This is a genomic window from Pseudomonas sp. SDO5591_S426 (assembly GCF_054070755.1).
Map to the genome: position 1 here is coordinate 1 of NZ_JBSVXD010000237.1, position 7,269 is coordinate 7,269.

At 60.3% G+C, this 7,269-nt stretch carries 7 protein-coding genes; all 7 read left to right on the top strand.

Features of this window, described 5'->3' with window-relative positions:
• Window positions 1-119 precede the first annotated feature (119 nt).
• The 7 genes from ACW9JC_RS27195 to ACW9JC_RS27225 all read left to right on the top strand — a co-directional run bounded on the left by ACW9JC_RS27195 (window position 120) and on the right by ACW9JC_RS27225 (window position 7,227).
• Entirely contained in the window at window positions 120-1,154 is a 1,035-nt protein-coding gene (locus tag ACW9JC_RS27195) for a ligase-associated DNA damage response exonuclease (protein ID WP_457458871.1), read from the top strand.
• The gene (locus ACW9JC_RS27200) at window positions 1,151-2,839 is read left to right on the top strand and encodes an ATP-dependent DNA ligase (RefSeq protein WP_457458873.1); all 1,689 of its coding nucleotides are present in this window, start codon (window positions 1,151-1,153) and stop codon (window positions 2,837-2,839) included. Before ACW9JC_RS27195 ends, ACW9JC_RS27200 begins: the two co-directional genes overlap by 4 nt.
• A gap of 205 nt (window positions 2,840-3,044) precedes the next feature.
• The gene (locus ACW9JC_RS27205; RefSeq protein ID WP_338585100.1) at window positions 3,045-3,827 is read left to right on the top strand and encodes a transporter substrate-binding domain-containing protein; all 783 of its coding nucleotides are present in this window, start codon (window positions 3,045-3,047) and stop codon (window positions 3,825-3,827) included.
• A gap of 56 nt (window positions 3,828-3,883) precedes the next feature.
• On the top strand, window positions 3,884-4,612 hold the full coding sequence (locus ACW9JC_RS27210; RefSeq protein WP_338585099.1) for an ABC transporter permease: 729 nt from the start codon (window positions 3,884-3,886) through the stop codon (window positions 4,610-4,612).
• Complete coding sequence (locus ACW9JC_RS27215; protein ID WP_338585098.1) at window positions 4,609-5,319, top strand: ABC transporter permease; 711 nt, start codon at window positions 4,609-4,611, stop codon at window positions 5,317-5,319. The genes ACW9JC_RS27210 and ACW9JC_RS27215 overlap by 4 nt, the downstream gene beginning before the upstream one ends.
• An 11-nt stretch (window positions 5,320-5,330) precedes the next feature.
• Window positions 5,331-6,449 (top strand): succinylglutamate desuccinylase/aspartoacylase family protein, encoded by a 1,119-nt coding sequence (locus tag ACW9JC_RS27220; protein WP_338585097.1) that lies wholly within the window; start codon window positions 5,331-5,333, stop codon window positions 6,447-6,449.
• Between the two features lie 13 nt (window positions 6,450-6,462).
• Window positions 6,463-7,227: an ABC transporter ATP-binding protein gene (locus tag ACW9JC_RS27225; protein ID WP_056856146.1), complete on the top strand. Its 765-nt coding sequence runs from the start codon at window positions 6,463-6,465 to the stop codon at window positions 7,225-7,227.
• Window positions 7,228-7,269 lie beyond the last annotated feature (42 nt).

The following is a 7,269-nucleotide window of genomic DNA, read 5'->3' on the forward strand; positions in this document are numbered from 1 at the left end:
AGATCGGTGTAGGAGCTGCCGCAGGCTGCGATCTTTTGCTTTTTGATCTCGGAAAATCGATAGAACTTCTCTCCCCGCGCCAACCTCATAGCTAACAAGTCCATCCACTGGGCAATGCCATGGATCTTGTCATCGCTCGTCCCGAAGGCTTGTACTGTCCCGCCGGCGATTTCTACATCGATCCGTGGCGACCGGTCGAGCGGGCGGTCATTACCCACGCCCATGGCGACCATGCGCGCACCGGCAACCGCCACTATCTGGCGGCGGCCCCCGGTGAAGGGGTGCTGCGCGCGCGTTTGGGCCAAGACATCAACCTGCAAACGCTGCCCTATGGCGAGCGGTTGCTGCACAACGGCGTCACCCTGAGCTTTCATCCCGCCGGACACGTCCTCGGTTCGGCCCAGGTGCGACTGGAACATGGCGGCGAAGTCTGGGTCGCTTCCGGCGATTACAAAATCGAAGCTGACGGCACCTGCGCCCCGTTTGAACCGGTGCGTTGCGATACCTTCATCACCGAGTCGACCTTCGGCCTGCCGATTTATCGCTGGCCGCCCCAGGCGCAGGTCTTCGCCGAGATCAATCAGTGGTGGCAAGCCAACGCGGCCGAAGACAAGACCAGCGTTCTGTTGTGTTACGCCTTCGGCAAAGCCCAGCGCATTCTCCACGGTATCGACGCCAGCCTCGGCCCTATCCTCACCCATGGCGCGGTTGAGCCGTTGAACCGGGTTTACCGCGAAGCGGGCATTTACCTGCCACCCACGATCTATGCCGGCGAGGTCAAAAAGAGCGACCCGATAATGCGCAAAGCGCTGGTCATCGCCCCGCCGTCCGCCGGTGGCAGCACCTGGATGCGTCGCTTCGGCGATTACAGTGACGGCTTCGCCAGCGGCTGGATGCGCCTGCGCGGCACGCGTCGGCGACGCGGTGTGGATCGCGGCTTCGTACTCTCCGATCACGCCGACTGGCCTGGATTGCTGTGGGCCATCGAACAGAGTGGAGCCGAACGAGTGATGGTCACCCACGGTTCTGTCGCCGTGCTGGTACGCCACCTGCGCGAGCAAGGTCTCGACGCCCAGGCCTTCGACACCGAATACGGCGACGATGAAGAAGTACCGGCGACCACCGAACCCGCGCCGGTCGAGGCACTGCCATGAAGGCATTTGCCGAGTTGTACGCCGAGCTCGATGCCACGACTTCAAGCAATGCCAAACTGGCGGCGATGCAACGCTACTTCGCGCAAGCCGCACCGCAAGATGCCGCGTGGGCGGTGTATTTCCTGTCCGGGGGGCGGCCACGGCAATTGGTACCCGTGCGCGTTCTGCAAGATCTGGCGGTGACCTATTCAGGGCTATCGCCTTGGTTGTTCGAAGAGAGTTATCAAGCCGTCGGCGATCTGGCCGAAACCATTTCGCTGATACTGCCCGATGCTCCCCACGCGTCCACCGACGGTCTGGCAACGTGGATCGAAGAAAAGTTGCTGCCGCTTCGCGGCGAATCCCCTGAGGTACTCGCCGAACAACTGCCCCGGCTCTGGTCGCAACTGGACCGCACCAGCCTGATGCTCTGCATCAAATTGATCACCGGCAGTTTTCGCGTCGGTGTCTCCAAACTGCTGGTGACCCGTGCGCTCGCACCCATGGCTCATCTGGACAGCAAACGTGTGGCGCAGCGACTGGTGGGCTACACCGATCTGTCCAACCGCCCGAGCGCCGCCAGCTACTTGAAGTTGATCGCCGCCGAGTCGGACGATGAACATGCCCAGCGTGGCGGTCAGCCGTATCCGTTTTTTCTCGCCCATGCCCTGTCGCAACCAGTCGAACAATTCGAGGCGGTGCTCGGACCCGCCAGCCATTGGCAGGTTGAATGGAAGTGGGATGGCATTCGCGCCCAAGTGGTCAAGCGCGGCGGACAACTGTGGGTCTGGTCACGGGGTGAAGAATTGGTGACCGAGCGGTTTCCCGAACTGCAGAACCTGGTCAGTTGCCTGCCCGATGGCACGGTGATCGATGGCGAAATCGTTGCCTGGAAAAGCGCTCCACCGGAAACCGAAGACGCCTTCGACCCACAAATGCCGACCTCGCCCGCCGTGCAACCATTCGCTCTCTTGCAGCAGCGGATCGGTCGTAAAACCCTCAGCAAGAAAATTCTCACTGACGTTCCCGTGGTCATCCTCGCGTACGACTTGCTGGAATGGGCGGGCGAGGACTGGCGCAACCAGCCCCAAGTGCGACGGCGTGCGCAACTGGAGCAGGTCATTGCCCACTGCAATCACCCCGCGTTGCTGGTTTCGCCACTGTTGACCGGCGAGGACTGGTTCGATCTCGCCCGGCAGCGCGAAGCATCTCGTCGACTCGGCGTCGAAGGCATGATGCTCAAGGCTCGCGACGCACTCTACGGCGTGGGTCGAACCAAGGATGTGGGCGTCTGGTGGAAATGGAAAGTCGACCCGTTCAGCGTCGACGCCGTGCTGATCTATGCACAGCGCGGTCATGGGCGCCGGGCCAGTCTTTTCAGCGATTACACCTTCGCGGTCTGGGACGGCCCGCCCGACGCCAGCGAACGCACACTGGTGCCTTTTGCCAAAGCCTATTCCGGCCTGACCGATGAAGAGATGCGTCAGGTCGACAGCATCGTGCGTAAAACCACCGTCGAAAAGTTCGGCCCGGTGATCAGCGTAAAACCGAGCCTGGTGTTTGAACTGGGTTTCGAGGGCATTGCCCTGTCCAAGCGGCATAAAAGCGGGATAGCGGTGCGGTTTCCGCGAATGCTGCGCTGGCGCCAGGACAAGCCGGTCGAAGAGGCTGACCATCTGGGAACACTGCAGGATCTGCTCGGGTAATCGGCTTCCCGAAGAACCAAAAGAGTGCGGGTCTTCCACGGCGCCCGTTTTCGTGCACTAATCCCATCCCGGCGATTTCCTGAATGCCTGTTAAACGCTTGTTCGGCACTCTGGTTCGGAAATTGCTACTTTCATTAGGTCTTACGCTTACCAGTAACAATAATTCTGCGCCACAAGCGCTCATATTGGTTTTAGGGAATAAATAATGAAAAAAGCATTGCTGACCCTTTCTGCACTGGCGTTGTGCATGGCCGCTGGCTCCGCCATGGCAAAGGAATACAAAGAATTGCGTTTTGGCGTTGACCCTTCCTACGCACCGTTCGAGTCGAAAGCGGCCGACGGCAGCCTGGTGGGGTTCGACATCGATCTGGGTAACGCAATCTGTGCCGAGCTGAAGGTCAAGTGCAAATGGGTCGAAAGCGATTTCGACGGGATGATTCCTGGCCTCAAGGCCAATAAATTCGACGGCGTGATCTCCTCGATGACCGTCACCCCGGCCCGCGAAAAAGTCATCGACTTCTCCGGCGAGCTGTTCTCCGGCCCAACCGCTTACGTGTCCAAGAAAGGCTCCGGCATCACCGCCGACGTCGCTTCGCTGAAAGGCAAAACCGTTGGCTACGAGCAAGGCACCATCCAGGAAGCCTATGCCAAAGCCGTTCTGGACAAGGCTGGCGTGAAAACCCAGGCCTATCAGAACCAGGACCAGGTGTATTCCGACCTGACTTCCGGCCGTCTCGACGCTGGCATCCAGGACATGCTGCAAGCTGAACTGGGCTTCCTGAAGTCGCCAAACGGCGCCGATTACGAAATCAGCAAGCCGGTCGACAGCGAACTGCTGCCAGCCAAAACAGCGGTCGGTATTAAGAAAGGTAACACCGAGCTGAAAGCACTTTTGGATAAAGGTATCAAAGCGTTACACGATGATGGCACCTACGCCACCATTCAGAAGAAACACTTTGGCGATCTGAATCTGTACAGCGGCAAATAATGCCCGGCGCCCATCGCGAGATGGGCGCTTTTTTCATCCGATCAGGTTGCTGATTTATGTTCGAAAACCTCTTACAAAATCTGGGGCTCTCAGCCTTCAGCCTCAAGGGCTTCGGTCCTTTGCTGATGGAAGGCACCTGGATGACCATCAAATTATCGGCGATGTCGCTGCTGGTGGCCGTGTTGCTCGGCCTGCTCGGCGCCAGTGCCAAACTGTCAAAAGTCAAACTGCTGCGCCTGGTTGCCCAGTGCTACACCACGCTGATTCGCGGGGTGCCGGACCTGGTGCTGATGCTGCTGATCTTCTACAGCCTGCAAACCTGGCTGACGTCGCTCACCGACTACATGGAATGGGAATACATCGAGATCAACCCGTTCAGCGCCGGGGTCCTGACCCTGGGCTTCATTTACGGCGCGTATTTCACTGAAACCTTCCGCGGCGCGATCCTCGCCGTGCCTCGCGGCCAGGTCGAAGCGGCCACCGCTTACGGTCTCAAGCGCGGTCAGCGGTTCCGCATCGTGGTGTTCCCGCAGATGATGCGCTTTGCCCTGCCGGGTATCGGCAACAACTGGATGGTGATGCTCAAGGCCACTGCGCTGGTGTCGATCATCGGCCTCGCCGATCTGGTCAAGGCTGCCCAGGACGCCGGTAAAAGCAGCTATCAGCTGTTCTACTTCCTGGTGCTCGCTGCGCTGATCTACCTGCTGATCACCAGTGCCTCCAACTTCATTCTGCGCTGGCTCGAACGCCGCTACGCCGCCGGGACCCGGGAGGCCGTAAGATGATCGAACTTCTGCAGGAATACTGGAAAGCCTTCCTTTACACCGACGGCCAGAACATCACCGGTCTGGCCATGACCATGTGGCTGCTCAGCGCGTCGATCTTCATCGGTTTCATCGTCTCGATTCCGCTGTCGATCGCCCGAGTTTCGCCGCACTTCTACATTCGCTGGCCGGTGCAGTTCTACACCTACCTGTTCCGTGGTACGCCGCTCTACATCCAGCTGCTGATCTGCTACACCGGGATCTACAGTCTGGCCGCCGTGCGCGCGCAACCGGTGCTCGACAGCTTCTTCCGCGATGCGATGAACTGCACCATCCTTGCGTTCGCCCTGAACACCTGCGCCTACACCACGGAGATTTTCGCCGGGGCGATCCGCAGCATGGCCCATGGTGAAGTCGAAGCGGCCAAGGCCTACGGCCTGACTGGCTGGAAGCTGTATGCCTACGTGATCATGCCTTCGGCACTGCGTCGCTCGTTGCCGTACTACAGCAACGAAGTGATCCTGATGCTGCACTCGACCACCGTGGCGTTCACCGCAACCATCCCGGACATTCTGAAAGTCGCTCGGGACGCCAACTCGGCGACCTTCCTGACCTTTCAGTCGTTCGGCATCGCCGCGCTGATCTACCTGACCGTCACCTTTGCGCTGGTCGGCCTGTTCCGTCTCGCCGAACGTCGCTGGCTAGCCTTCCTTGGGCCGACCCACTAGGATTTTTCGCAATGCGCCACCAGATTCATGACCTGCTGGCCCCACTGCCGGGGACAGCACGACAGATCCACAGCTTCCACTTCGGGCCTGCATCGGCCCAAGGCAAGATCTACATCCAGGCCTCCCTGCACGCCGATGAAATGCCCGGCATGCTGGTGGCCTGGCACCTCAAGCAGCGCCTGGCGGAGCTGGAAGCCGCTGGTCGCCTGCGCAGCGAAATCGTCCTGGTGCCGGTGGCCAACCCCGTCGGCCTCGAACAAGTGCTGATGGACGTGCCGCTGGGCCGCTATGAGCTGGAAAGCGGACAGAACTTCAACCGCTGGTTCGTGGACCTGAGCGAAGAGGTCGGCAACGAGATCGAAGGCCAACTCGGCGACGACTCGCAACGCAACCTCGAACTCATCCGCAGCAGCCTGCGCAATGCACTGGCCCGCCAGACTGCCAGCACCCAGTTGCAATCCCAACGCCTGACCCTGCAACGACTGGCCTGCGATGCCGACATGGTGCTGGACCTGCATTGTGATTTCGAAGCCGTCGCCCATCTGTACACCACGCCCGAGGCCTGGCCACAGGTCGAGCCGCTGGCCCGCTACATCGGCGCAGAGGCCAGTCTGCTGGCCACTGATTCCGGCGGTCAGTCGTTCGATGAATGCTTCACCTTGCTCTGGTGGCAACTGAAGGAGCGCTTCGGTGAACACTTCGACATTCCACCGGGGAGTTTTTCGGTGACGGTCGAACTGCGCGGCCAAGGCGACGTCAATCACCCACTGGCCAGTCTCGATAGCCAAGCGCTGATTGATTACCTGATTCACTTCGGCGCGATTGCCGGCGAACCGGCGCCACTGCCCGACCTGCCCTACCCGGCTACACCGCTGGCCGGTGTTGAACCCGTAGCAACGCCGGTCGGCGGGCTGCTGGTGTTCACCGCGCTGCCAGGGGAATACCTGGAAGCCGGGCAACTGATCGCCGAAATCATCGACCCGATCCTTGACCGTGTCACGCCTGTCCACTGCACCGCCGCCGGGTTGATGTACGCTCGCTCGCTGCGCCGCATGGCCACCGCTGGCATGGTGATCGCCCACGTCGCGGGCGCCGAAGCCTATCGCAGCGGCTACCTACTTTCGCCTTGAGGATGCTTGTTCCATGTACAAACTGACCATTGAAGGCCTGCATAAAAGCTATGGCGATCATGAGGTGCTCAAAGGCGTTTCGCTCAAGGCCAACACCGGCGACGTCATCAGCCTGATCGGCGCCAGCGGCTCGGGCAAAAGTACCTTTCTGCGCTGCATCAACTTTCTCGAACAGCCCAACGACGGCGCCATGAGCCTGGACGGCCAGGCGATCCGCATGGTCAAGGATCGTCACGGCATGCACGTCGCCGATCCCGACGAATTGCAACGGATCCGCACCCGTCTGGCCATGGTGTTCCAGCATTTCAACCTGTGGAGCCACATGACTGTGCTGGAAAACATCACCATGGCCCCGCGCCGGGTGCTGGGTTGCAGCAAGCAGGAAGCCGAAGACCGTGCACGCCGCTATCTCGACAAGGTCGGGTTGCCGGCGCGAGTGGCCGATCAGTACCCGGCGTTCCTCTCCGGCGGTCAGCAACAACGCGTGGCGATTGCCCGGGCCTTGGCCATGGAACCGGAAGTCATGCTGTTCGACGAACCGACGTCGGCCCTGGACCCGGAACTGGTGGGCGAAGTGCTCAAGGTGATTCAGGGGCTGGCCGAAGAAGGCCGGACCATGATCATGGTCACCCACGAAATGAGCTTCGCACGCAAAGTGTCGAGCCAGGTACTGTTCCTGCATCAGGGTCTGGTTGAGGAAGAAGGCGCGCCGGAAGACGTGCTGGGCAATCCGAAGAGTGAGCGGTTGAAGCAGTTCCTGAGCGGCAATCTGAAGTAATACGCCGTGTAGGAGCTGCCGCAGGCTGCGATCTTTTGATCT

Bases quoted from the DNA above. Each gene is read 5' to 3' on its own strand.
- ACW9JC_RS27195 (WP_457458871.1), top strand. From the start codon at position 120: ATGGATCTTGTCATCGCTCGTCCCGAAGGCTTGTACTGTCCCGCCGGC.
- ACW9JC_RS27200 (WP_457458873.1), top strand. From the start codon at position 1,151: ATGAAGGCATTTGCCGAGTTGTACGCCGAGCTCGATGCCACGACTTCA.
- ACW9JC_RS27205 (WP_338585100.1), top strand. From the start codon at position 3,045: ATGAAAAAAGCATTGCTGACCCTTTCTGCACTGGCGTTGTGCATGGCC.
- ACW9JC_RS27210 (WP_338585099.1), top strand. From the start codon at position 3,884: ATGTTCGAAAACCTCTTACAAAATCTGGGGCTCTCAGCCTTCAGCCTC.
- ACW9JC_RS27215 (WP_338585098.1), top strand. From the start codon at position 4,609: ATGATCGAACTTCTGCAGGAATACTGGAAAGCCTTCCTTTACACCGAC.
- ACW9JC_RS27220 (WP_338585097.1), top strand. From the start codon at position 5,331: ATGCGCCACCAGATTCATGACCTGCTGGCCCCACTGCCGGGGACAGCA.
- ACW9JC_RS27225 (WP_056856146.1), top strand. From the start codon at position 6,463: ATGTACAAACTGACCATTGAAGGCCTGCATAAAAGCTATGGCGATCAT.